We start from the raw sequence: 21159 nt of genomic DNA on the forward strand, positions 1-21159 counted from the left end.
ATCGATGACAAGACTGTTCCTCGGCGGCGCGCTCGGCGGGCTGGCCATGTGGCTGGTGGGCTTCATCTTCTGGGGAACGCCCCTCAGCCTGCTCGCGCTTTCCCAGACCGATGCGGCGACGACGGCTGCGGTGCAGGCGGCGCTCGCCCAGCATCTGGGGCCGCTCGGCAGCGGCGCCTATCCGATCCCCTGGGCGGGCACGCCCCAGGGCACCCAGCTCTATGGCCAGGGGCCGACGGCGCTGGTGATGTTCAACACCGGCGGCTTCGCGATGCCGGACAGCGGCGCGCTGATCGGCGGGCTGGTGCTGGCGATCGTGTGTGCGCTGCTGGCGGGGTTCGCGCTACGTACGGTGGCGCACGGGCATGATTTCGCAAGGCGGCTCAGGCTGGTGGCGATCGTGGCGCTGGCGGTGACTGCCTATTCCGATCTCGGCCAGCCGATCTTCAATCACGCGCCCTGGGGCTATTTCCTCTATCTCTGGGTGAGCGACGTCGCGAGCTGGATCGCGGCGGGCGCGGTGCTCGCCTGGGCGCTGCCGCGGCCGGCCGGAGCATCCGGCGCCTGACCTGGCTCTGCGGTGCGGGTGGTCGCGGTGTGACGGATCCTCGGCATTCCGCCCTGCCCTGAATCCTCCTCCCCGGAAGGGAGGGGGATTCCTAAAGCAATCCCAGGAACCGCACCCCCGCATCGAAATCCGCCCGGCGCGCATCGCGAGCCTGCACGGCGAGCGGGTCCTCGCCCCATTGCTCGGCCTGCCACAGCTCGTCGACATGCGCGGCCTGCCACAGCGTCTCGGCACCCGCCGCGCCTTCGAGCAGGGCCAGCGCGCCGACCAGCGTGCCGCTCACCGTCACCACCGGCGAGAGGCCGGCGAGGTGAAAGGCGTCGAGCGCATATACGGCTTCGGCCAGTCGCGCGACGGTCGCTTCGGGCTGGGCCCTGTGCATCACCCCGGTCGCCGTCTCGAAATGCACGTCGTAGCGGTTGCGCGCCCAGTCGAGCAGCGGATCCCAGGCTTCGGCCTGGCGCACGACCAGCGGCTCGGGGCCGTCGGCGCGGTAATAGAGCAGGTCGCTCTCGCCATAGGCGGCGAGGCCCCGGGCGAAGGGTGCGGAAGCCGGCGAGATCTTGTCGATCGCGGCATTGGCGAGCCCGGTGAGCTTCATCGCGCGCGGATCGATCGTCTCGCCCACGGCGCGCCATTCGTCCGCCACCGCCGCTGCCAGCGCCGGGGTGGGCAGGGCGAGGGGCGCGCGATCGGGCGTGCGCACCGGCTTGCCGTCGAGCGCCACCTGGCCGTCCTCGACGGTGACTTCCTTCCAGAAGCGCTTCATGCCTCGGGCGTCGCCTCCACGGGAGTCTTCCAGCGGCGCGCGAGGAAGCGCGGCACCACCGCCATGAAATAGAGCGACGACAACAGGATCGCGCCGCCGAACACGGTGACTCCGTAATGCTGCGCGCGGCCGGCCACCAGCAGCCCGATCACGGCGCCGGCGGTACCGAGCATGTTGACCGCGACGATGATGTAGTAGCGCTTCATCGCCAGGCGTTCGGCGTCTGTCATAGCGTCTCCAGATGCGCGAAGAGCTGGTCGGCATGATCGGCGACGTGGTGCGCGCCGGCGCCGAGCAGCTCCCCGGACGTGTGGTATCCCCATAGCACACCAAGGGCATGGGTGCCAGCGGCGCGCGCCATCGCCATGTCGAAGCTGGTGTCGCCGATCATCGCCGTGGTCTCCGGCGCGGCGCCGGCTTCGGCGATGGCGCGTTCGAGCATCGCGGGATGCGGCTTGGAGGGGTGGCGATCGGCGGTCTGCAACGTGACGAAGCGCTGGCGGATGCCGTGATGCTCGAGGATCAGGCCCAGCCCGCGGTCCGACTTGCCGGTGGCGACGCCGAGCAGCCAGCCGGCGTCGTCGAGCGCCGCGATCGTCTCCAATATGCCGTCGTAGAGCGGCTCGGGATCGAGCGCGTTGGAGGCGCGCATCGCGAAGAAGGCGCGCTTGTATTCGGCCGCCATCGCTTCGTGCAGATCGGCACCGGCCTCGGGCAGGAGGCGGGCGATCGCCGGCACCAGGCTGAGCCCGACAATGCGGCGGATGTCGCTGCGATCCGGCGGATCGAGCCGGTGCGCGGCGAAGGTGGCTTCCATCGCCCGGCAGATGTTCGCCTGCGAATCGACCAGCGTGCCGTCGCAATCGAATACGGCGAGACGGTTCACTTCGCCCCCCGCATCAGCGCGGCGATCCCGTCGCTGCCCCGCGCCGCCAGCGCGTCGGCGGCGGCCAGGCGGGCGGCGTCGGGCTTGTTCTGGCCAAGCTTGCGGGTGCCGCGCCAGGCCCGGATCTCCAGCCGATAGCCGATGATCGCAGTGAGCAGCTTGGCGGTCCGGGCGGGATCGACCTTGGCCAGCGTCCATTCGGGCTTTGGCGCGAGGCGGCGTTCCTGCTCATGGCTGATCGCATCGAGGATCGCGACCAGCCCGCCCTCGTCGGTGCGGGTCACCTGGCCTTCGAGCTCGACCGCGACATAGTTCCAGGTCGGCACTTCATCCGGGCCGGCGCCGTACCAGTCCGGGCTCACATAGGCGTCCATCCCCTGCAGGTTGAACAGGGCGGTGGCACCGTCCAGATGGCGGGCGAGGCCGTTGCCGCGCGCAAGGTGGAAGCCGAGCGTGTCGTCGCCCAGCCACACCACCGGCACATGCGCCACGCGCGGCCCGTCGGGCGTCGCGGCGAAGAGCGCGCCGAAGCCGATGTCGCGGACGAGGTCGCGGATCGCCGGGCGATCCTCCCAGCGAAAGGCCGGGTGCGGATGCATCAGCGGCTCCGCGGCGCGCGGGGCTTGTCGCCGCCGGCGCGCGGGCCGGGCCGGGCGCCGCGCGGCGCAGGCTTGCGGGCCGCCGGCTTGCCGCCCGGCTTGGCGGCGGGCGACTTGCGCGTGCTCGGCTTGCCGCCGCTGCGAGGCGCGGGCTTGTCGCCGCTAGGGCCTTCGCCGCGGCCGCGCCGTTCGCCGCGGCGCTCCTTGCGGACCGTCTTGGCATGGGCCCGCGCATTGGCCTTTTGCTGCTCCTTGGTGAGCGGGGCGGGGCCGTCGTCGAGCTGCAGCGCGTCGCCTTCGGCTTCCTCGAAGCCCAGCGTGGCGAGCGATTCGGCGAAGTGATGCGGCAGCGCGGCGCGCACGTCGATCTTCTCGCCATCGGGATGGTCGACGCGGATGCGGCGTGCATGGAGGTGCATCTTGCGGCTGATGCCGCCGGTCAGGAACGCCTCGGGCCCGCCATATTTGCCGTCGCCGACGATGGGGAAGCCGATCGCCGCCATGTGGACGCGCAGCTGGTGGGTGCGCCCGGTGAAGGGCTGGAGCTCGACCCAGGCGGCGCGGTTGCCGGCGCGGCCGATCACGCGGTAGCGCGAGCGGCTGGGCTGGCCTTCCTTCTCGTCGACCTGCATCTTCTCGCCGCCGGTGCCCGGCTGCTTGCCGATCGGCAGGTCGATGATGCCGTCCTCGATGCTGGGCACGCCGACCACCAGCGCCCAATAGACTTTCCGCGCGGTGCGGCTGGAAAAGTTCTTCGAGAAGGCCGCCGCGGCGCGGGCGGTGCGGGCGACGAGCAGCGCGCCCGACGTGTCCTTGTCCAGCCGGTGGACGAGCTTGGGCCGGCCCTCCGCTTCGAACTGGAGCGCGTCGAGCAGGCCGTCGACATGCTCGGTGGTCTTGGTGCCGCCCTGGGTGGCGAGGCCCGGCGGCTTGTTGAGCACCAGCGCTGCGTCGTCGCGGTGGATCACCAGGCTGCGGGCGAAGTCGATCTGCTCGTCGCTGAGCTTGATGCGTTCGCGCTTCGGGCGGCCGGGCTTTTCGGGCTTGGCCGGCTCGGCGGGAGGCACGCGGATCACCTGGCCCTCGCTGACATGGTCGCCCGGCTTGGCGCGCGCGCCGTCGACGCGCAGCTGGCCGGTGCGGGCCCAGCGCGAGACGGTGTTGAAGCTGGTGTCCGGCATGTGCCGCTTGAACCAGCGATCGAGCCGGATGCCGTCGTCATCGGCCTTGACCAGGAATTGGCGGACGGCATCGCTCATGGCAGGACCCTCAAAACTACGAGCCCGGCGAACAGGGCGAACATCGAACCGATCACCGAGACCAGCGCATAGGCGAAGCCCGATCCCCAGTCGCCGCGCTGGACCATGTTCATCAGGTCGAGCGTGAAGGCCGAGAAAGTGGTGAAGCCGCCCAGCACGCCGACGCCGATCAGCAGGCGCCATTGCTCGCCGCCATGGCCGATCCGCGCCAGCGTGCCGACGAGCGTGCCCATCAGGAACCCGCCGATCAGGTTCACGGCGAGCGTGCCCCAGGGATAGTTGGGCCCGAGCCAGCCGAGCGTGAGCTTGCCGGTGAGATAGCGCGCACCGGAACCGAAGGCGCCGCCGAGCATGACGAGGAGAAGGGCAGGCATCCCGAGCGGTTAGCGCGGAATGGCGGTCAGGGGAACCTTGGTAATTCCTCTCCCCGCGGGCGACGGGTTCCGGGGATCAGATCCCGTTGTTCGCCACCATGTCGATATCGGTGCCGCCGTCCGGCCGCCTGGTCAGGAACAGCACATAGGCGCTGCCGTCCTTGTCGCGCGTGCCGCCCAGGATATGCTCCTGGCCGTCGACCTGATGCTCGCTGGTGTAGCCGCCGCGGATCGCCTTGGTGTAATACCAGTCGAGCATCACCTGCATCGGCTGCGGCGAGGAGAAGCTCACCACGCGCAGCTGGCATTTGCCGGCGGTACTGCCCGCCGCCTCGGTCACGCGCGCCTGCGGATAGAGCGGCAGGTCGCGGGGCAGGCGCTGCGCCCAGGCCGCGGCATAGTGCAGCGAGGCGGCGCACTGGCTGGACTTCGGATCCTTCTGGCGCGCGGCGAGGCCGCCGAGCGTCACTGCCTCGCGCGCGGCGGTGCACTGGGTGCATTCCTTGGTCGCCTGGGTCGGGGCCGGAGTCTTGAGCAGCGGCCCGCTGTCGACCTTGCTGCTGTTCGCCGCGACATTGTCGTTCGGCACGCCGCCCGAATAGGGCTGGCCCGGCGGGCGGATCGCGTCGCCATTGGCCTGGCGGCCGAGTTGCGGGTCGACCATGATCTGGTCCTGCAGCGCGCTGGCCAGCGCCGGATCGGCCGCGTTGCCGCTCTCCGTCTCGGCGACGTCGCCCAGGCTCCCGCGGCTGCCGCACCCCGCCAGGGCGAGGGGCAGGGCAAGCATCAGGAAATACTGTCGGCGGACCATCTCGAACGCTCCTTTGGGCCGTTTTCATGCCCGAGGAAGGTTAAGGAAGCCTTGGCCAAGGCGAATTCCGGCCGGCCTCCGGGGCGACGGCAAGCGGAACTCCGGCCGCCCATATGCGTATCTGCACGAGCGATCAGATGGGGTTTTCATGCAGCTCAATGCGAAGATGGTCGGCGCCGGCGTCGCCGCCGCGGTTGCCGCCGGTGTGGGATATGCGCTGCTCTTCAGGCCCGAGGACGAGGCCGCGTTCAGCACCGTCACGCGCGAGGGCGCGTTCAGCGTGCGCGACTATCCCCGGCTGATCGTCGCCGAGGCGGTGGTGCCGGGGCTTCGCCAGGCCGCGCTCTCCGTCGGCTTCACCCGGCTCGCCGACTATGTGTTCGGCAGGGGGCGCGCGGGCGGGCGGCTGCCGATGACGGTGCCGGTGCTGTCCGACGGCGACGAGGACGGGCGCGGCTGGCGCACGCGCTTCGTGATGCCCGCCGATGCGAGCCTCGAGACGCTGCCCGATCCGTCCGCCGGGGTGCGGCTGCGCGCGCTTCCGGCCCGGCGGATCGCCGCGCTGCGCTTCACCGGCGTGGACAGTGACGGCCAGCTCGACGCGCATGAGGCGGAGCTGCGCGCCTGGATCGGCGACATGGGCTTCCGCCCCGCCGGGCCGGTCGAGCATGCCTTCTACAATTCGCCCTTCACGCCGGCGCGCCTCAAGCGCATCGAGGTGCTGATCCCGCTCGTGGCGTAACTGTTATATATTGATAATACACCTTGGATGGGATATAGCGGCGGCCATGCTGAACCTGCTCTCGATCCTCGTCGGTATCATCGCCCTGCCGCTCATGCTGATCGGGCTGATCCCGTTCCTCGGCTTGCTCAACTACATGGTGGTCCCGGTCGCGGTGGTCGGCATCGCGCTGGGTGCGCTGTCCGATTCCAATGCCGGGCGGAACCTCAACATCGTCGTCGCGATCGTCGGCATCGTCCGCCTCTGGCTGGGCGGCTTCATCTTCTGATCCGCGCCGTTCGCGGATGAGAAAGGGGCCCGGCGTTTCCGCCGGACCCCTCTCTGCCTGCGTGGCAAGCCCTTAGCGGCAGCGAACCTCGCCGCGATCGACCGACGAGCCCAGCGCCGCGCCCGCGGCCGCGCCGAGCAGCGTGCCCAGCGTGGCGTTGCGGCCGTCCGACAGCGCGTTGCCGAGCAGGCCGCCCGCGACGCCGCCCACGATCAGGCCGGTCGTGCCGTCCGAGCGACGGCAATAATAGCGGCCGTCATTGCCGCGATAGATGCGGTCGTTCCGGGTCAGGCGGCGTTCGCGATAATAGCGGCCGTCGCGATAATAGTCCGACGGATTGTAATAGCGCTCGCCCGGGGGCAGGCGGTTATAGTCATAGTTGCGATAGCGGCGCCAATCGCTGCGCCACTGGCGGTCGTCGCGACGGTCCCGGCGATCGTAGCGGTCGCGATTGCGGTCGCGGTCGCGCCAGTCCTGCGGAGCGGCTGCGGTCACGGCCGCGATCGCGAGCGGCGCATTGGCGATGGGGGCTGCGGCAACAGGCGTCGCGGCAAGGCCCGCGCCGGCGATCGCAACGGCAAGAAGGATACGCATGGGAGTTCTCCTTATGGTTCCTGCCGTCCAACGTACCGCAAGAAGGCGAGTTGCGTGAACGGGAAACTACCCCCCGTTCATCGCATGGCCATGCTTCAGAGACGTGTCTCGCCCGGATAGGCGAAAAGCAGGTCGCTGCCCGCCTCGGCGTGGAGGCTGGCGCTGCCCTGGAGCGTAACGCATTCGCCGGCGCGGAAGGCCACGCCGTCGACCACGCCTTCGCCGCGCAGCGGGATCAGCCAGCCGGTGACGCCTTCGGGCAGGCTCAGCATGCGCGGACCGCCTTCCCAGCGCTCGAGCACGAATTTCGGCCCCTCGACCAGTATCTCCCGGCCGTCCGCGACGCGCCCCGGCATCGGATGCGGCGTGTAGGGGACGGGATCGGAGACGGCGATGCCCTGGTCGAGATGGAGCTCGCGGGGGCGCCCATAATCGTAGAGTCGATAGGTGGTCTCGCTGTTCTGCTGCACTTCGACCAGCGTGATCCCCGCGCCGATCGCATGGATCGTGCCCGAACCCGAATAGAAGAAATCGCCCGCCTTGACCGGCTTCCAGTCGAGCAGATCCTCGATCGAGCCGTCGAGCGCGGCGGCGCGCAGGGTCTCGCGGTCGACGGGCCGCTTCGTGCCCAGCGCGATCGTCGAATCGGGTTCGGCGTCGAGGATCACCCAGCATTCGTCCTTGCCGCGCGGCAGCCCGGCGGCGCGCGCCTGCGCGTCGTCCGGATGGACCTGGACCGACAGTTTCTCGCTGGTGAAGAGATATTTGATCAGCAGGTCGGGCGCGCTGTCGCCCGGCGTCTGGAACCAGATCTCGCCCACCGGCTCGCCGTCCGCCGCGGGATCGGCGAAGCCCGGCCACAGGCGATGGCGGCCCCAGGGTTTGTCGACGCGGTGTGTGGCGAGCAAGGTGGCGGTCACGAATTTCCTCCTGAATCAGCGCTCGCTAGCGCAACGCGCGGCGCCTGTCGCGGGTCCGCCGCAATCCCGCCGCGAAAAGGATTGTTTGACGCCACTGGACCGGGCTAAGACCCCCACCCATGCGTACTCCCACCACCCGCGCGCTCGCGCTCGCTCTTCTCCCGGTTCTCGCGCTCTCGATGGCCGGTTGCGCCAAGAAGGGCGGCGGCAAGGATCTTCCCTATGTCGCGCGCGACGTCGGCACGCTCTATTCCACGGCCAAGCAGAAGCTCGACCAGCATCAGTACAAGCTGGCCGCGGCGCTGTTCGACGAAGTCGAGCGCCAGCATCCCTATTCGGTCTGGGCCCGCCGTGCGCAGCTGATGGGCGCGTTCAGCTATTATCTGAACCGCGACTATACCGAATCCATTTCGTCGGCGCAGCGCTTCCTCGCCGTCCACCCGGGCAACCGCGACGCACCCTATGCCTATTATCTGATCGGCCTGTGCTATTACGAGCAGATCAGCGACGTGCAGCGCGACCAGAAGATCACTCAGCAGGCACTCGATTCGCTGGGCGAGCTGACCCGCCGCTATCCGAACACCAAATATGCCGCCGATGCGCGCCTGAAGATCGACCTCGTCCGCGACCACCTGGCGGGCAAGGAGATGGAGATCGGCCGCTTCTACGAGACGCGTGGCCAGTGGCTCTCGGCGACGCTGCGCTTCCGCACCGTGGTCGACCAGTATCAGATGACCACGCACGTGCCCGAGGCACTGATGCGCCTCACCGAATCCTATCTCGCGCTCGGCGTGCCGGAAGAGGCGGAGAAGGCGGCGGCCGTGCTCGGTGCCAACTATCCGGGCACCGACTGGTACAACCATGCCTATAAGCTGATGCAGGAGAACCAGGGCAAGCTGAAGCAGGCCCAGGTGGTAGCCAAGCCCGCGAGCTGATGCTCGGGGCTTTCGTTCCTGTTAAGTTCCTGCGATAGGGGCAGGCGCATGCTGACTGCGCTGGCCATTCGCGACGTCGTCTTGATCGAGGCGCTCGACCTGGAGTTCGGGGCCGGGCTGGGCGTGCTCACCGGCGAGACCGGGGCCGGCAAGTCGATCCTGCTCGATGCGCTGGGGCTGGCGCTGGGCGCGCGCGGCGAGACCGGGCTGGTGCGCCAGGGCGCGGCGCAGGCAGTGGTGACCGCGACCTTCGAAGTGCCGGCGCGGGACGGCGAAGTCGCCAACCTCTTCCATCAGAACGGGCTGGAGCTGGAGCCGGGCGAGCCATTGATCGTCCGGCGCATCGTCAAGGCCGATGGCGGCAGCCGTGCCTTTCTCAACGACCAGCCGGCCTCCGCCGGCCTGCTGCGCGAGCTGGCGCCGCATCTGGTGGAGATCCACGGCCAGCATGACGATCGCGGCATGCTCAATCCGCGCGGCCACCGGGCGCTGCTCGACGCCTTCGGGCGCTGCGATCCCGGCCCGGCGGCGATCGCGCACAAGGCCTGGCGCGATGCCGAGGCGGCGCTGGCGGTGGCGCGGGCCGAGCAGGACCTGGCCGAACGCGACCGCGAATGGCTGGAACATGCCGTCGCCGAACTGAAGGCGCTCGCACCCGGGGCGGGCGAGGAGGAAGTGCTCGCCGAGCGCCGCGCCGCCATGCAGCGCGGCGAGAAGGTCGCGGGCGAGCTGCAGGGCATCGCCGAACTGCTCGACGGCTCGGAAGGGGGGCTGAGCCAGCTCCGCCAGGCGGCGCGCGTGCTGGAGCGGATCGCCGGCGATCACGAGGCGCTTGCCGAAGCGCTTGCCGCGATCGACCGCGCGATCGGCGAGGCGGCCGAGGCGCAGGATCGGGTGGACATGGCGGCCGAGGCGCTGGCCTTCGATCCCGCCGCGCTGGAGGCGGACGAGGCGCGGCTGTTCGAGCTGCGCGGACTGGCGCGCAAGCATCGGGTACAGCCCGACGACCTGCCGGTGCTGCTGGAGGAACTGGCAGGCCGGTTGGAGCGAGTCGAGAGCGGCGGAGCGGGGATCGCGAAGCTCGAAGCCGTGGTCGCCGGCGCGCATCGGGCCTATGCCGATGCGGCGAAATCGCTGTCCGCGCTGCGGGCGATGGCCGCCGCCCGGCTCGATGCCGCGGTGGCGACGGAGCTCAAGCCCCTGAAGCTCGATGCCGCGCGTTTCCGCACCGTGGTCGAGCCGCAGGGCGAGGCCGGCTGGTCGTCCTTCGGCATGGACAGAGTCGAGTTCGAAGTCTCGACCAACCCGGGCGCGCCGTTCGCGCCGCTGGTCAAGATCGCTTCGGGCGGCGAGCTGTCGCGCTTCATCCTGGCGATGAAGGTGGCGCTGGCCGAGGAGGGCGGGGCGCGGACGCTGATCTTCGACGAGATCGATCGCGGGGTTGGCGGCGCGGTGGCGAGTGCCATTGGCGAGCGGCTGGCCCGGCTGGCGGATACGGCACAGCTGCTGGTGGTGACGCACAGCCCGCAGGTGGCGGCGCGCGGCGCTCGCCATCTGCTGATCGCCAAGAGCCATGACGGGACGGTCACGCGCACCGGAGTCACGCCGCTCGATGCGGCCGCGCGCCGCGAGGAGATCGCGCGCATGCTCTCCGGCGCGGAGATCACCGACGAGGCGCGGGCACAGGCCGAGCGGCTGATCGCGGCCTAGCCCATCCGCCCGCGCCAGGCGCCGGGGCGACCCGCTTAGCCGCGCGCGAGCGCGCGCATCATGTCGCGGCGGATCTCGTCCTGGCGCGTGCGGATCATGCCGGGGATCAGCAGCGCGTCGATCAGCACCCAGATGAAGCCGATCAGCACGAAATAGGACAGGATCTGCAGGATCGCCGAGACCGGCCTGCCCAGATAGAAGCGGTGGGCGCTGACCAACCAGAGGAACAGCCAGAGCAGATAGGCCACCACCACGCTCGGTGCGTCGTTGGTCACGCGCTGTTCGACCAGCGTCAGTTCGGCAATCGAGAGCGCCATCTGCTTCCTCTTCGTCTCCAGCCGCGAATCTAGGGGCGCGGCAACCTGCGTCAATCGATTCCACCGACCCTCCGGTCGTCGCGCCGCAGCGGCGTTCTCCCGAAGATGAACGGAACCTCCGCGCGCACGACAGCTTGCGACACAAATGCACGGAGATGGGGACAAGCATGCGACAGCCGCCACCCATACCGGTTTCAGGCCGCAGGGGCGGCCCAGTTCAAAAAGAGGAGCGTAAAATGAATAAGTTGACCCTGATGCTGGCCAGTCTCGGCATCGCCGCTTCGGCCGTTCCGATGACCGCTGCGATGGCCGCGCCGCATCCGGCGCCCGCCTATCAGGCGTGGCAGTCGATCAACGGCCGCCAGGCGAACCTTGAGGCCCGCATCAACCAGGGCGTGCGCTCGGGCCAGCTCAGCCGCAGCGAGGCGGCCCGCCTCCGCGCCGAGTTCAACAGCCTGGCCCGGCTCGAGGCCCAATATCGCCGCTCGCGCCCGGGCCTGACGCTCGCCGAGCGCCGCGACCTGGATCGCCGCTTCGATGCCCTTTCGGCGCGCATCCGCGTCCAGAAGCATGATCGCGAGCGTCGCTGGTAAGCACCAACGAGTTCCCCCTCCCCGATCCCCGGGGGGCGGGAGCCTGACGGGGACGGGCTCTGCCGCGAGGCGGGGCCCGTTGCCATATCCGGTCAGCGCAGCGGCTTGCCGCTGTCCTTCCATTTGTCGAGAATCTGCGATTCGCCATCGTCCGCCGGCGTAGCGGCGGGCTGGGGCCGGGGCGCATAGCCGCCGATCGGCGTGCCGCTCTGGGCATAGGCCGGCTGGATGGTCTCGCGCGGCGTCGCGGCCGGCGCGGCGGTCTTGCCGGCGACCGCGGGCATCGGCACCGGCATCGGCACCACGGGCGCGATCAACGCCGCCAGGTCGGTCCGCACATGCGGCTCGGGCAGTGGCTCGCCGCCGCGATAGGCCTGGCGGAAGGCGGCGGCGGTGCCCCACCAGCCCTTCCAGCGGTGGAAGAAATGTGCGCCGAACACGCCGGTCATCACCAGGCCGCGGTTCCATACGGGCGTGACGGCATAGGTGTGGTAATGCGTCGCCATCCCCACCGGTGCGAACACCTGGCCGGCAAGCGCGGCGGCGGCGACGCGGGCGGCGCGATCCCAGGCTGCGCGGGAGGGGGCGCGGTCCATCGCGCCGTCACAGGCGAAGCTGAACTGGCAGCCGCGCTTCTCCGATCCCTGGAACACCACGCCGCACACGGTGGCGGGAAAGGCCGGATGGCGCACCCGGTTGAGGATAACCTGCGCCACGGCGCGCTGCCCGTCCGCCGGCTCGTTCGCCGCTTCATAGTAGATCGCGGTGGTCAGGCACTGGAGCGCGCGCGCCCTGTCCACGCCGCTGCCGGCGAGGTGGAAGGGCAGTGCGGGCTGGATGGATCCGTCGACCGGCCCATCCGTCGCGTCCGCGGGAATCGGCATGTCGGGAAGCCTGGCGGTGCCGGTGGTGCCGGCGCCTACCGCGGCATCCTCGTCGACGGCATAATAGAGTGCGGCGCCGGGGAAATGGTCCTCGGCCTCATAGCCGGTCGCGACCGGCCTGGGCTCGGCCTTGGGCTTGCTTGCCGGCGCCAGCGCCTGGGCGGAGAAGCCGGCGCCGATCAGCGACGCGACGAGCGCCGCCGCGATCCCGCGTGCCTGCATCTTCGAGAAACGCTGCCAGAACAAAGTCGCGCCTACCCCGCCCGGGCCCGTCGCCCGCGTGCGGCAATAGCCGATTTCAACAGCCCTCGCCCCCCCCGGATTTCCCCGCGTCCCAAGGCGAAACACTTGATGGTAAAGGTAATTTTTACCCTAGTGCCCGCCGCCCGTCATGCGGGGCAGGAGCAGCAGGATCACGACCAGATTGACCGCCATCCCGGCGATCAGCAGCGGCTCGACCGGCTTGCTCGGCACCAGATAGCCCGCAAGCGCGACCGAGAAGACGCCGAACGCATAGGCATTGGCGGCGACCAGGGCCGGCGCCGCGCCCCTGTTCGGAATCAGCGCGGCAAGCACCATCACCGCGCCCACGGCAAGGTCGGGCACCTTGAACAGCGTGCTGGTCATCTGGCCGCCCAGCACGCGCCACGCAGTGAAGCCCCCGACGAGCAGCGAGAGCAGGCGAAGTGCAAGCAGCATGTAAGTCCCCTCTTTCGTCGCGATCCGCTCTAGTCCCGCCCGCCATGATAGGAAGCGCGGAAGCCATTGGCGAATTCGGTCAGCCGCCCTTCGCCGATCGCGGCGCGCAAGTCCTGCATCAGCACCTGGTAGAACCAGATATTGTGCTCGGTCATCAGCATCGCCCCGAGAATCTCGCCCGCGCGAACGAGATGGTGGAGATAGGCGCGGCTCCAGGTGGCGCAGACGGGGCAGGGGCATTCGGGATCGAGCGGCCCCTGATCCTCGGCGAACCTGGCGTTGCGGATGTTGATCGGGCCGGTGCGCGTGAAGGCCTGGCCGGTGCGGCCGGAGCGGGTGGGCAGCACGCAATCGAACATGTCGATCCCGCGCTCGACGGCGCCGACGATGTCGTCGGGCTTGCCGACGCCCATCAGGTAGCGGGGCTTGGCGGCGTCGAGCTGGCCCGGCGCGAAATCGAGCACGCCGAACATCGCTTCCTGGCCCTCGCCCACTGCCAGGCCGCCCACCGCATAGCCATCGAACCCCACGTCGAGCAGCGCATCCGCCGAGGCCTTGCGCAGCCCCTCGTCGAGCGCGCCCTGCTGGATGCCGAAGATCGCATTGTGCGCGGCATGGTCCTCGGCGGCGAAGAAGGCGTCGCGGCTGCGCTTCGCCCAGCGCATCGATCGCTCCATCGCCGCGGCCTGCACTTCGCGGGTTGAGGTGGTGGGAACCAGTTCGTCGAAGGCCATGGTGATCGAACTGCCCAGCAGCCGCTGGATCTCGATCGAACGCTCGGGGCTCAGCATGTGGCGCGAGCCGTCGAGGTGCGACTTGAAGGCGACGCCCTCTTCGCTGCGGGTGGTCAGGTCCGCCAGGCTCATCACCTGATAGCCGCCCGAATCGGTCAGGATCGGTCGATCCCAGCCCATGAACCCGTGCAGGCCGCCCAGCCGCGCGACGCGCTCGGCGCCGGGCCGCAGCATCAGGTGATAGGTGTTGCCGAGGATGATGTCCGCGCCCGCGGCGCGGACGTCGGCGGGCTTCATCGCCTTGACGGTGGCGGCGGTGCCGACGGGCATGAAGGCGGGCGTGCGGATCTCGCCGCGCGGCATCGCGATGGTGCCAAGGCGCGCCTTGCCGTCGGTGGCGTGGATGGTGAACTCGAAACGGGGCATGTGCGAGCCCTTGCCTCCTTTGGCAGGGGAGCGCAACGGCGGGGGATGACCGCGAACCTTCTCGCCGACCTGCCCGATGCCGGCGCAGGCGAGGCCTTCACCGAGCTGCTGCACCGCCCGGGCATCCGCATCGAGCGCATCGTCTCGCAGGGACAGGCGACTCCGCAGGACGCGCCCATGGTACAGGACCGGGACGAATGGGTGCTGCTGCTGGAGGGCGCGGCCGGGCTGCGTATCGAGGGGGAAGACGTGCTGACGCTGCGTCCGGGCGATCATCTGCTGATCGCCGCGGGGCAGCGCCACTGGGTAACCTGGACCGCGGGGGATCGCGCTACGGTCTGGCTGGCGGTGCATCTCGGTTGAGGTCGAGCGACCAGGTCTCGCCCATCACTGGCTCGCCGAACATCGTATGGGCGGCGCTGTCGACCAGTTCGAAGCCCTGCGCCGCATAGATGCGCCGGGCGCTCGCGAGGATGGTGTGCGTCCACAGGTCGAGCCGCGCATAGCCCGCGGCGCGCGCGAACTCGACACAGTGGCGCACCAGCGCATCGCCGATGCCAAGCCCCCGCGCATGGCCCTCGACATAGAGGAGGCGCAGCTTGGCAATGTCCCCGCCGCCATCGGCAAGCATCACCGATCCGAGCATTTCGCCCCCGCGTTCGGCGACCCAGCATTGCTCGCGCCCCGGCCGGAAATCGCGCAGGAAGCCGGTGGTGACATCGTTCAGCAGCAGCTCCATCGGCCGCTCCCAGCCATAATGCTCGGCATAGAAGACCGCCTGACGGCTGGCGATCGCGCCCATGTCGCCGGTACGGAGCGTGCGGACGGTCCAGTTGCCCGCGCCGCCCTCGATCAGCGCGCGCGCGGCGGCGAGGTGATGGCCGAGGAGCGGACCGCCGCCAGGGCCCAGCGATTCGAGCTGGCGCCGGCTGTGCGCGCGCGTGGCCGTGTCGAGCGCATCGAATGCCGCCCGGCCGGCGGGGAGCAGGGCGATCGGGCGCCGGCGCGCATCCTCCGTCCCGCGCGCCCGGGCAACCCAGCCGCGCTCCTCGAAGCGTTTGACCGCGCGGCTGACATAGCCGGCGTCGAGCCCGAGCACTTCCTGCAGCTCGATCGCGAGCACCGGCTGGCGGCCGGCGATCTCATAGAGGAGCCGCGCTTCGGCAACGCCCAGTTCGCTGTCCATGTAGCGCGGCGCGAGCACTGCGGCGAAGCGGGTGTGCACCCGGTTGAAGGCGCGGAATTGTTCGATGGCCTGTTCCATGCCGCGAGATTGCACGGATATAATTGATTGAGTCAAGTATATCCGTGCAGGACCTCTTCCCGGTGCGATCGGCCCATGGGGGGTCAGGGCACCAGGGTGGTGAAGACGAACACGCCGAAGATGACGAGGTGCACCACGCCCTGCAGCACCGTCGTCCGCGCGGTGGCGAGCGACTGGGTGGTCACCAGCAGCGTCAGCGAGAGCAGGACGATGCCGCGCGAATCGAGGCCCAGCGCCAGCGGCAGGCCCTGGGACAGCGACAGCACGGCCACGGCCGGGATGGTGAGGCCGATGGTCGCCAGCGCCGAGCCGAGCGCGAGGTTGAGGCTGGTCTGCAGCCGATTGGCCATCGCCGCGCGCACCGCCGCCACGCTTTCCGGCAGCAGGACCAGCGCCGCGATCACCACGCCCACCACTGCGTGCGGGGCGCCGGCCGCGGCGACGCCGTCCTCGATCGCAGGCGCGAGCGCCTTGGCGACCAGCACCACTTCGACGAGGCAGGCGACCAGCAGCACGCCCGACAGCAGCGTCTGGCGCCCGCTAGGCGGCGGGGCGTGCGCCTCCAGGTCGGCGGCTTCCTCGTTGGGCGGGAGGAAATAATCCCGGTGCCGCACCGTCTGCACGGCGACGAAGGTCAGGTAGAGCAGCAGCGAGACGATCGCGACGAAGGCGAGCTGCGACGGCGCATAGAAGGGGCCGGCCGAAGCGGCGAAATTGGGCAGCACCAGCGTCAGCACGGTCAGCGTGCACAGCGTCGCGAGCGAGGCGCTGACGCCGACCTGCTGGAAGCTCTGCTCCCGGTGGCGCAGCGCGCCGAGCAGGATGAATGCGCCGACCAGCCCGTTCAGGATGATCATCACCGCCGAGAAGACCGTGTCCCGCGCCAGTGTCTCCGCACCCGATTTGCCCTGGAGCATCAGCGTGAGGATCAGGCCCACCTCGATCACCGTCACCGCCAGCGCGAGCAGGAAGGTGCCGAAGGGCTCGCCCACCTTGTGCGCGATCAGCTCGGCATGATGGACCGCGGCCAGCACGGTGATGATCAGCACCAGGCCGAGCAGCAGCGGCGGTATGTCGACCACGCCGCCGAAGAGCACGCTGGCCGCGCCCGCGAAGGGCGGAAGCCAGATCCAGGTCCAACGCAGTCGTTCCATGCCCGTCACTCTACAGACAGGGGCGGCGAGTTCAACGACGACGGGTTGGGCCGGGCGGGATCAGCGGAAGATTTCGGGGGAGACTTCCGGCTCATGGTCCATCCACCGGGTCGCGCCGGGCGTGAACAGCAAGCAATAGGCATAGATCTGGGCCAGGGCCGCCAGCGCGGGGATCACCGGCGAGCCGATCGCGGTGCCGTTGAGGAAGGGGATGACCGTGAGGGGCAAGCCGAACGCGAACAAGGCGATGCCGATCCACATCGCCACCTTGCTCCGCCACCGCGAAACCCACAGCGTAAGCGAGGCGGTCACCAGGAGGCCGAAGGCGAACGACAGGACAAGCAGAGGCGCCGGGTTGGCACTTGCCTTCGCCATGCGATCGAGCAGCGCATCCCAGTTGAGCGCGCTGTTGAGCAGGCCCGCGAAAAAGGCGGCGAAGGTAATTCGTTCGAAAAGAACGATCGATTGCGGCCGCATGCTCGTTCCCCTTGCCATGATTTGGTGTTGCCTTCAGCGATGCGCCGCGAGATAGTCGACGATGTCCTGCGGCGTGCGGAACATCACGTCGGGGCGCATCGCGACGAGCAGTTCCTCGGCGGCATAGCCCCACAGCACCGAGCCCGCGCGCATGCCCACTTCGCGCGCCGCGTCGATGTCGCGCGTCTCGTCGCCGATTGAGAGCACTTCGTGCGCCTTCATGCCCATCTTCTTGAGCACGCGGCGGAACTTGGGCGCCTTGCCGAACAGCGAGGAGCCGCAGGCGAAGCAATCGATCCGGGCGGCATGCACCGGGCCCAGGATCTTGCGGGCATTGGCCTCGGCGTTCGACGTGACGAGGGCGATCTTCACCCCGGTTGCGGCAAGCTGCTCGAGCAGGTCGGGCGTGCCCGGGAACAGCTCGATCTCATGCGTGTTGCGGCCGACCAGCCGGCGCAGGTAGCGGGCGATCAGCGGCAGCTTCCACTTCGGGATGCCAAGGAACTCGATCACTTCGCGCGAGCTCTTGTGGCGCAGCATGTCCACCTCTTCCGGCTGGACGGTGCGGAACCGGAACCGCTTCGCCAGCTCGTCGACGACCGAGAGGAACCAGTCGCCGCTGTCGGAGAGCGTGCCGTCGAAATCGAAGATCACCAGCCGGATGGGCGCGGCATCACTCATGCGCGTGTCCATTCCCATGCATGCGACATTCCGCCCCATCCCCCAATTCGATCTGGACGGTCGTATGATCGATCCGGAAGTCATGCGCCAGCCGATGTTGCAGTGCGATCAGGAACGCGTCGCCCGGATGGCCTTCCGGCATCACCAGATGCGCGGTCAGCGCCGCTTCGGTGGTGCTCATCGGCCAGATGTGGAGGTCATGGACGCGGCTCACGCCGGGCAGGTCCGCCAGCGCCGCCTCCACCGCCGCCGAATCGATGCCCTTGGGCACTGCCTGCAGCGCCATGGTGAGCGATTCGGTGAACAGCCCCCAGGTGCTCCACAGGATGACGACGACGATGAGGAGGCTGACCACCGGGTCGATCCATTCGGCGCCGGTGAGCAGCATCAGCGCGGCCCCGACCACCACCCCCGCCGAGACCGCGGCATCGGCCGCCATGTGGAGATAGGCGCCGCGGATGTTGACGTCGCCCTTGCGCCCGCGGGCGAAGAGCAGGGCGGTCGACAGGTTGATGACGATGCCGGCGCCGGCGACGATCATCACCGTCAGTCCGGGCACTTCGCGTGGTTCCGAAAGGCGCTGGATCGCCTCCAGCAGGATCGCGCCCACCGCGACGAACAGCAGCACCGCGTTGGCCAGCGCGGCGAGGATCGAGGAGCCGCGCAGGCCATAGGTGAAGCGCGGCGAGGCCGGGCGCTTGGCGAGCTCGGCGCCGCCCCAGGCGATCAGCAGCCCGAGCACGTCCGACAGATTGTGTCCGGCATCCGCCAGCAGCGCCATCGAATGGGTCAGGAAGCCGGCCCCGCCTTCGACGATGACGAAGCCGAGGTTCAATACCGTGCCGATGGCGAAGGCGCGCCCGAAGTCCGCGGGCGCATGGCTATGGCCATTATGGCTGTGGTTATGGTCGTGATGCGCGGCCATCGTTTCGCTCTTAGCTCCGTCCCGGCATGTGATGCTAGGACATCAATTCGGGCCGCGGCCCTTCTTGCCCCGGCCCATGCCCGGACCCATCATCACCTGCGGGCGGATGGTGACCAGCTCCTTGCGCTCGATCACGCCATTCCTGTCCGCATCGAAGCGCTTGAAGAGCAGGTCGAAGCGCTCCGCGAGCTCGGCGAAGCTCACCTTGTTGTCGCCGTCGCGATCGACTTCGAAGGGGCTGGGCACGGTGTTGCGATCGCCCATCCAGCGCTCCTGCCAGTCCGAATAGGCGATATAGCCCAGCCAGCCCTGGTGCCGGGTATCGACGGCGTCGAAGCTGCGCTTGAGCCCCGCATCGAATTCGGCGCGCGTCACCTTGCCGTCGCCGTCGGCGTCGAAGGCGGCGATCATCATCGCCACCGGTTCGACGATCACGGTGAAGGCGGGCTGCTGGGGCGTGCTGCTGCCGATCGGGCCGGCGCTGCTGCCCTCGGGCGCGGGGATGCGCGTCCGCTCCTGCGCGAAGGCGGGAGTCGCGGCGACAAGCGCGAGGGCGAACAACGAGCGCATGGGGATCCTTCCGATTCGCGGCGAAGAGGACCCTGCCGCGTGCGCACCCAAGCCGCAATCTGTGGCGAAGGTGGGGCGAGGGCCCGGGCCCCGCTTCCGGGCCTGCACAGGTCGAGGGCTTCCGCGGACGCGGTTCTTCGAAACGCCCGAGGGAAGGCGCACCGCCCGGAATGGCTGGCCGTTCACGGCAGCAGCAGCGACGCATCCCCGTAGGAATAGAAGCGATACCCTTCCGCGATCGCATGGGCATAGGCGCCCTGCATCCGGTCGAGCCCCATCAGCGCTGACACCAGCATGAACAGCGTCGAGCGCGGCAGGTGGAAGTTGGTGATCAGCCCATCCACGCCCTTGAACCGATAGCCCGGCGTGATGAAGATCGCGGTATCGCCTTCGAAGGGGCGGATCACATCGTCCTCCCCGGCGGCGCTCTCGATCAGGCGCAGGCTCGTCGTGCCCACTGCGATGACCCGCCCGCCCGCGGCGCGGACCGCGTTCAGGCGGTCCGCCGTGGCCCGGTCGATGCGGCCCCATTCGGCATGCATCCGGTGCTCCGCCGTGTCTTCGGCCTTGACCGGCAGGAAGGTGCCCGCGCCGACATGCAGCGTGAGCGTGGTGTGGCCGATCCCCGCCGCGTCGAGCGCGGCGAGCAGCCCGGGCGTGAAATGCAGCGCCGCCGTCGGGGCCGCCACCGCGCCCGGCTCGGCGGCGAACATCGTCTGATAGTCCTCGGCATCGCGCGCGTCGGTCGGGCGCTTCGACGCGATATAGGGCGGCAGCGGCATGCGGCCGCAGCGCTCGAGCAGCAGCTCGACCGGCTCGTCGCCGGCGAAGTCGAGTGCGAAGCTGCCGTCCTCGACGCGGTCGCCCGCCATGGCGGTTACGCCCTGGCCGAAATCGATCGTGTCGCCATTGCGCAGCCGCTTGGCGTTGCGGATGAAGGCGCGCCAGCGGCGCGGCCCTTCGCGCTTGTGGAGCGTGGCGCCGATCCTGGCCTCTCCACGCAGCCCTTCGAGCTGGGCGGGGATCACGCGGGTATCGTTGAACACCAGGCAATCGCCCGCGCGCAACTGGCCGGGCAGGTCGGAGACGCGCAGGTCGCGCGTCTCGGCGCCGGCGAGCACGAGCAGCCGCGCCGAATCGCGCGGTGCCGCGGGGCGCAGCGCGATCCGGTCGTTCGGAAGCTCGAAGTCGAAAAGGTCTACGTTCACGTATGCACTTGCCGGGCCGGCGCGCGTTACTGCGGCAGCGTCGCCTTCACTTCGCCCGGCGGCAATGCCTTGGGGGCATCGGCCGGCAGGTTGGCATAGGGCGGCGGATTGTCGGACTGGATATAGGCATGGACGATCTTCGTCGGGTTGGCCGGCGGTTCGCCGCGCTCGATCTTGTCCACCCATTCCATGCCGCCAACGACGCGGCCGAACACGGTATAGTCGTGATCGAAGGCGAGCTTTGGCGCCATCATGATGTAGAACTGGCTGTTCGCGCTGTTCTCGGCCTCGGTCTTCTGCTCGGGCGTGGCGTGTTCCGGCGCGCCGCGGCGGGCCGCGGCGACGGTGCCGCGCACGTGCGGCAGGTTGTTGAACTCGGCCGGCACGTTGGGCAGGTCGGAATCGCCGGTCCCGTTGCCCTTGGGATCGCCGCCCTGCGCCATGTTGTAGGGATCGTCGACCACGCGGTGGAAGGTCAGCCCGTCATAGAAATGGCGGCGCGTGAGCGTCTTGATCCGCTCGACCATCTTGGGCGCGGCATCGGGGCGCAGCCGGATCAGCACGCGGCCGCCCGTCGACAGGTCGAGCACCCAGGTCTCGGCCGGGTCGGCGGGCACCACGGCCGGATAGATGCTGTTCACATCCTCCGCGCTTACGCCCTTGAGCGGCTCGGCGGCCGGCTTGCGCGCCTTGCCGCCGCCCTGGGCGAGCGCAGGCGTGGTGAACATCATCAAGGCCGAAACGGCCAGTGCGGCAAGCAAACGCATCAAATTCCCCACTCGGATATACACC

At 69.4% G+C, this 21159-nt stretch carries 28 protein-coding genes; 7 read left to right on the forward strand and 21 right to left on the reverse strand.

Annotated features, from left to right (window positions below):
- Positions 1–4 precede the first annotated feature (4 nt).
- Positions 5–568: a hypothetical protein gene (locus tag BGP17_RS21010; RefSeq protein WP_167297849.1), complete on the forward strand. Its 564-nt coding sequence runs from the start codon at positions 5–7 to the stop codon at positions 566–568.
- A gap of 91 nt (positions 569–659) precedes the next feature.
- On the opposite strand, the gene BGP17_RS21015 is transcribed toward BGP17_RS21010, so the two are convergent.
- From BGP17_RS21015 to BGP17_RS21045, 7 genes are all read right to left on the reverse strand, one after another.
- Positions 660–1337 carry an ATP12 family chaperone protein gene (locus BGP17_RS21015; protein WP_286713489.1) on the reverse strand — a complete coding sequence of 226 codons (678 nt, stop codon included), beginning with the start codon at positions 1335–1337 and terminating at the stop codon, positions 660–662.
- Entirely contained in the window at positions 1334–1567 is a 234-nt protein-coding gene (locus BGP17_RS21020; protein ID WP_167297851.1) for a hypothetical protein, read from the reverse strand. Before BGP17_RS21020 ends, BGP17_RS21015 begins: the two co-directional genes overlap by 4 nt.
- Complete coding sequence (locus BGP17_RS21025) at positions 1564–2223, reverse strand: HAD-IA family hydrolase (RefSeq protein WP_286713490.1); 660 nt, start codon at positions 2221–2223, stop codon at positions 1564–1566. The genes BGP17_RS21020 and BGP17_RS21025 overlap by 4 nt, the downstream gene beginning before the upstream one ends.
- The gene (locus tag BGP17_RS21030; RefSeq protein ID WP_286713491.1) at positions 2220–2822 is read right to left on the reverse strand and encodes an FMN-binding negative transcriptional regulator; all 603 of its coding nucleotides are present in this window, start codon (positions 2820–2822) and stop codon (positions 2220–2222) included. The genes BGP17_RS21025 and BGP17_RS21030 overlap by 4 nt, the downstream gene beginning before the upstream one ends.
- On the reverse strand, positions 2822–4081 hold the full coding sequence (locus BGP17_RS21035) for an RluA family pseudouridine synthase (RefSeq protein ID WP_167297854.1): 1260 nt from the start codon (positions 4079–4081) through the stop codon (positions 2822–2824). The genes BGP17_RS21030 and BGP17_RS21035 overlap by 1 nt, the downstream gene beginning before the upstream one ends.
- On the reverse strand, positions 4078–4455 hold the full coding sequence (crcB, locus tag BGP17_RS21040; protein ID WP_167297855.1) for a fluoride efflux transporter CrcB: 378 nt from the start codon (positions 4453–4455) through the stop codon (positions 4078–4080). The genes BGP17_RS21035 and crcB overlap by 4 nt, the downstream gene beginning before the upstream one ends.
- A gap of 76 nt (positions 4456–4531) precedes the next feature.
- On the reverse strand, positions 4532–5266 hold the full coding sequence (locus BGP17_RS21045) for a hypothetical protein (protein WP_286713492.1): 735 nt from the start codon (positions 5264–5266) through the stop codon (positions 4532–4534).
- A gap of 148 nt (positions 5267–5414) precedes the next feature.
- On the opposite strand from BGP17_RS21045, the gene BGP17_RS21050 reads away from it, so the two are divergent.
- Positions 5415–6008: an SOUL family heme-binding protein gene (locus tag BGP17_RS21050; protein WP_167297857.1), complete on the forward strand. Its 594-nt coding sequence runs from the start codon at positions 5415–5417 to the stop codon at positions 6006–6008.
- Between the two features lie 46 nt (positions 6009–6054).
- Positions 6055–6276 (forward strand): hypothetical protein, encoded by a 222-nt coding sequence (locus BGP17_RS21055; protein ID WP_167297858.1) that lies wholly within the window; start codon positions 6055–6057, stop codon positions 6274–6276.
- A 72-nt stretch (positions 6277–6348) separates the two neighbouring features.
- Here the strand turns inward: BGP17_RS21055 and BGP17_RS21060 are convergent, their stop codons facing one another.
- Together BGP17_RS21060 and BGP17_RS21065 are read right to left on the reverse strand one after the other, a co-directional pair.
- Complete coding sequence (locus BGP17_RS21060; protein WP_208413355.1) at positions 6349–6870, reverse strand: glycine zipper 2TM domain-containing protein; 522 nt, start codon at positions 6868–6870, stop codon at positions 6349–6351.
- A gap of 95 nt (positions 6871–6965) precedes the next feature.
- Positions 6966–7790, reverse strand: a complete 825-nt coding sequence (locus BGP17_RS21065; RefSeq protein WP_167297859.1) for a class I mannose-6-phosphate isomerase — start codon at positions 7788–7790, stop codon at positions 6966–6968.
- A gap of 119 nt (positions 7791–7909) precedes the next feature.
- Between BGP17_RS21065 and BGP17_RS21070 the strand changes: the two genes are divergently transcribed.
- Together BGP17_RS21070 and recN are read left to right on the forward strand one after the other, a co-directional pair.
- Complete coding sequence (locus tag BGP17_RS21070; RefSeq protein WP_167297860.1) at positions 7910–8725, forward strand: outer membrane protein assembly factor BamD; 816 nt, start codon at positions 7910–7912, stop codon at positions 8723–8725.
- Positions 8726–8773: 48 nt separating this feature from the next.
- Entirely contained in the window at positions 8774–10435 is a 1662-nt protein-coding gene (recN, locus tag BGP17_RS21075) for a DNA repair protein RecN (RefSeq protein WP_286713493.1), read from the forward strand.
- Positions 10436–10470: 35 nt separating this feature from the next.
- Here the strand turns inward: recN and BGP17_RS21080 are convergent, their stop codons facing one another.
- On the reverse strand, positions 10471–10752 hold the full coding sequence (locus BGP17_RS21080; RefSeq protein WP_286713494.1) for a TM2 domain-containing protein: 282 nt from the start codon (positions 10750–10752) through the stop codon (positions 10471–10473).
- Between the two features lie 236 nt (positions 10753–10988).
- Here BGP17_RS21080 and BGP17_RS21085 point away from each other — a divergent pair, with 236 nt between their 5' ends.
- Positions 10989–11345 (forward strand): hypothetical protein, encoded by a 357-nt coding sequence (locus tag BGP17_RS21085; RefSeq protein ID WP_286713495.1) that lies wholly within the window; start codon positions 10989–10991, stop codon positions 11343–11345.
- 92 nt (positions 11346–11437) lie between these two features.
- Here the strand turns inward: BGP17_RS21085 and BGP17_RS21090 are convergent, their stop codons facing one another.
- The 3 genes from BGP17_RS21090 to tgt form a co-directional block, all read right to left on the reverse strand.
- A complete protein-coding gene (locus BGP17_RS21090) occupies positions 11438–12475 on the reverse strand; it encodes a cell wall hydrolase (RefSeq protein ID WP_286713496.1) in 1038 nt (345 codons plus the stop codon).
- Between the two features lie 126 nt (positions 12476–12601).
- On the reverse strand, positions 12602–12928 hold the full coding sequence (locus BGP17_RS21095) for a hypothetical protein (RefSeq protein ID WP_167297864.1): 327 nt from the start codon (positions 12926–12928) through the stop codon (positions 12602–12604).
- A gap of 29 nt (positions 12929–12957) precedes the next feature.
- Positions 12958–14088: a tRNA guanosine(34) transglycosylase Tgt gene (gene tgt, locus BGP17_RS21100; RefSeq protein WP_167297865.1), complete on the reverse strand. Its 1131-nt coding sequence runs from the start codon at positions 14086–14088 to the stop codon at positions 12958–12960.
- 45 nt (positions 14089–14133) lie between these two features.
- Between tgt and BGP17_RS21105 the strand changes: the two genes are divergently transcribed.
- A complete protein-coding gene (locus BGP17_RS21105) occupies positions 14134–14451 on the forward strand; it encodes a cupin domain-containing protein (RefSeq protein ID WP_286713497.1) in 318 nt (105 codons plus the stop codon).
- On the opposite strand, the gene BGP17_RS21110 is transcribed toward BGP17_RS21105, so the two are convergent.
- The 8 genes from BGP17_RS21110 to BGP17_RS21145 form a co-directional block, all read right to left on the reverse strand.
- Positions 14420–15352 (reverse strand): bifunctional helix-turn-helix transcriptional regulator/GNAT family N-acetyltransferase, encoded by a 933-nt coding sequence (locus tag BGP17_RS21110; RefSeq protein ID WP_286713498.1) that lies wholly within the window; start codon positions 15350–15352, stop codon positions 14420–14422. The genes BGP17_RS21105 and BGP17_RS21110 overlap by 32 nt on opposite strands.
- An 83-nt stretch (positions 15353–15435) precedes the next feature.
- A complete protein-coding gene (locus tag BGP17_RS21115; protein WP_167297868.1) occupies positions 15436–16506 on the reverse strand; it encodes a calcium:cation antiporter in 1071 nt (356 codons plus the stop codon).
- Between the two features lie 60 nt (positions 16507–16566).
- Complete coding sequence (locus tag BGP17_RS21120) at positions 16567–16983, reverse strand: hypothetical protein (protein ID WP_286713499.1); 417 nt, start codon at positions 16981–16983, stop codon at positions 16567–16569.
- Between the two features lie 33 nt (positions 16984–17016).
- Positions 17017–17664, reverse strand: coding sequence for an HAD hydrolase-like protein (locus BGP17_RS21125; RefSeq protein ID WP_286713500.1), 648 nt, complete (start codon positions 17662–17664; stop codon positions 17017–17019).
- Positions 17657–18589, reverse strand: coding sequence for a cation diffusion facilitator family transporter (locus tag BGP17_RS21130; protein WP_167297870.1), 933 nt, complete (start codon positions 18587–18589; stop codon positions 17657–17659). Before BGP17_RS21130 ends, BGP17_RS21125 begins: the two co-directional genes overlap by 8 nt.
- Before the next feature lie 42 nt (positions 18590–18631).
- Positions 18632–19159: an EF-hand domain-containing protein gene (locus BGP17_RS21135; RefSeq protein ID WP_286713502.1), complete on the reverse strand. Its 528-nt coding sequence runs from the start codon at positions 19157–19159 to the stop codon at positions 18632–18634.
- 182 nt (positions 19160–19341) lie between these two features.
- Positions 19342–20367, reverse strand: coding sequence for a tRNA preQ1(34) S-adenosylmethionine ribosyltransferase-isomerase QueA (gene queA / locus BGP17_RS21140; protein ID WP_286713504.1), 1026 nt, complete (start codon positions 20365–20367; stop codon positions 19342–19344).
- A 26-nt stretch (positions 20368–20393) separates the two neighbouring features.
- On the reverse strand, positions 20394–21134 hold the full coding sequence (locus BGP17_RS21145) for a peptidylprolyl isomerase (protein ID WP_243857093.1): 741 nt from the start codon (positions 21132–21134) through the stop codon (positions 20394–20396).
- Between the last annotated feature and the right edge of the window lie 25 nt (positions 21135–21159).

This window comes from Sphingomonas sp. 67-41, assembly GCF_001899725.1.
Classification (GTDB): Bacteria; Pseudomonadota; Alphaproteobacteria; order Sphingomonadales; family Sphingomonadaceae; genus Sphingomonas; species Sphingomonas leidyi.

What these genes read in the sequence shown, in the direction of transcription:
- recN (WP_286713493.1), top strand. Translation starts at nt 8,774, where the DNA reads ATGCTGACTGCGCTGGCCATTCGCGACGTCGTCTTGATCGAGGCGCTC.
- BGP17_RS21110 (WP_286713498.1), bottom strand. Translation starts at nt 15,352, where the DNA reads ATGGAACAGGCCATCGAACAATTCCGCGCCTTCAACCGGGTGCACACC.
- BGP17_RS21070 (WP_167297860.1), top strand. Translation starts at nt 7,910, where the DNA reads ATGCGTACTCCCACCACCCGCGCGCTCGCGCTCGCTCTTCTCCCGGTT.
- BGP17_RS21125 (WP_286713500.1), bottom strand. Translation starts at nt 17,664, where the DNA reads ATGAGTGATGCCGCGCCCATCCGGCTGGTGATCTTCGATTTCGACGGC.
- BGP17_RS21020 (WP_167297851.1), bottom strand. Translation starts at nt 1,567, where the DNA reads ATGACAGACGCCGAACGCCTGGCGATGAAGCGCTACTACATCATCGTC.
- BGP17_RS21060 (WP_208413355.1), bottom strand. Translation starts at nt 6,870, where the DNA reads ATGCGTATCCTTCTTGCCGTTGCGATCGCCGGCGCGGGCCTTGCCGCG.
- BGP17_RS21055 (WP_167297858.1), top strand. Translation starts at nt 6,055, where the DNA reads ATGCTGAACCTGCTCTCGATCCTCGTCGGTATCATCGCCCTGCCGCTC.
- BGP17_RS21080 (WP_286713494.1), bottom strand. Translation starts at nt 10,752, where the DNA reads ATGGCGCTCTCGATTGCCGAACTGACGCTGGTCGAACAGCGCGTGACC.
- crcB (WP_167297855.1), bottom strand. Translation starts at nt 4,455, where the DNA reads ATGCCTGCCCTTCTCCTCGTCATGCTCGGCGGCGCCTTCGGTTCCGGT.
- BGP17_RS21035 (WP_167297854.1), bottom strand. Translation starts at nt 4,081, where the DNA reads ATGAGCGATGCCGTCCGCCAATTCCTGGTCAAGGCCGATGACGACGGC.
- BGP17_RS21050 (WP_167297857.1), top strand. Translation starts at nt 5,415, where the DNA reads ATGCAGCTCAATGCGAAGATGGTCGGCGCCGGCGTCGCCGCCGCGGTT.
- BGP17_RS21015 (WP_286713489.1), bottom strand. Translation starts at nt 1,337, where the DNA reads ATGAAGCGCTTCTGGAAGGAAGTCACCGTCGAGGACGGCCAGGTGGCG.
- BGP17_RS21130 (WP_167297870.1), bottom strand. Translation starts at nt 18,589, where the DNA reads ATGGCCGCGCATCACGACCATAACCACAGCCATAATGGCCATAGCCAT.
- tgt (WP_167297865.1), bottom strand. Translation starts at nt 14,088, where the DNA reads ATGCCCCGTTTCGAGTTCACCATCCACGCCACCGACGGCAAGGCGCGC.
- BGP17_RS21135 (WP_286713502.1), bottom strand. Translation starts at nt 19,159, where the DNA reads ATGCGCTCGTTGTTCGCCCTCGCGCTTGTCGCCGCGACTCCCGCCTTC.
- BGP17_RS21095 (WP_167297864.1), bottom strand. Translation starts at nt 12,928, where the DNA reads ATGCTGCTTGCACTTCGCCTGCTCTCGCTGCTCGTCGGGGGCTTCACT.
- BGP17_RS21085 (WP_286713495.1), top strand. Translation starts at nt 10,989, where the DNA reads ATGAATAAGTTGACCCTGATGCTGGCCAGTCTCGGCATCGCCGCTTCG.
- BGP17_RS21115 (WP_167297868.1), bottom strand. Translation starts at nt 16,506, where the DNA reads ATGGAACGACTGCGTTGGACCTGGATCTGGCTTCCGCCCTTCGCGGGC.
- BGP17_RS21045 (WP_286713492.1), bottom strand. Translation starts at nt 5,266, where the DNA reads ATGGTCCGCCGACAGTATTTCCTGATGCTTGCCCTGCCCCTCGCCCTG.
- BGP17_RS21145 (WP_243857093.1), bottom strand. Translation starts at nt 21,134, where the DNA reads ATGCGTTTGCTTGCCGCACTGGCCGTTTCGGCCTTGATGATGTTCACC.
- BGP17_RS21030 (WP_286713491.1), bottom strand. Translation starts at nt 2,822, where the DNA reads ATGCATCCGCACCCGGCCTTTCGCTGGGAGGATCGCCCGGCGATCCGC.
- BGP17_RS21010 (WP_167297849.1), top strand. Translation starts at nt 5, where the DNA reads ATGACAAGACTGTTCCTCGGCGGCGCGCTCGGCGGGCTGGCCATGTGG.
- BGP17_RS21105 (WP_286713497.1), top strand. Translation starts at nt 14,134, where the DNA reads ATGACCGCGAACCTTCTCGCCGACCTGCCCGATGCCGGCGCAGGCGAG.
- BGP17_RS21120 (WP_286713499.1), bottom strand. Translation starts at nt 16,983, where the DNA reads ATGCGGCCGCAATCGATCGTTCTTTTCGAACGAATTACCTTCGCCGCC.